Here is a 230-nt window from a genome sequence, read left to right as displayed (position 1 = left end):
ATGTCAGAAAATAAACAATATGAAAATGAGTACAAGGTGCAGGCGGTAAAGCTTGAAAAAACGATAGGTGCGGTAAATGCAGCGAATGAACTTCGAATTTCTGTAAATACGCTGTACGGCTGGATCAGAAAAGTAAAGATAGGAAGTCTTGATATCAGCTGCGGAGAACGAAGCACGGAAGAATCTCTGAATATCGCCGAAGAAAACCAGCAGCTGAGAAAGCGGATAAA

Annotated in this window: 1 protein-coding gene; it reads left to right on the top strand. The window is 41.3% G+C overall.

The genetic code is table 11. From position 1 onward, the window contains the following. The coding region (locus tag LI114_RS14055; RefSeq protein WP_227221173.1) for a transposase at positions 1-230 on the top strand (230 nt) is incomplete at both ends.

The sequence above is a fragment of the Ruminococcus sp. 210702-SL.1.03 genome (assembly GCF_020559915.1).
GTDB lineage: Bacteria > Bacillota > Clostridia > Oscillospirales > Ruminococcaceae > YE71.
Note: the sequence above shows the minus strand (reverse complement) of the source record. Positions and strands in the feature narration are given on the sequence as shown.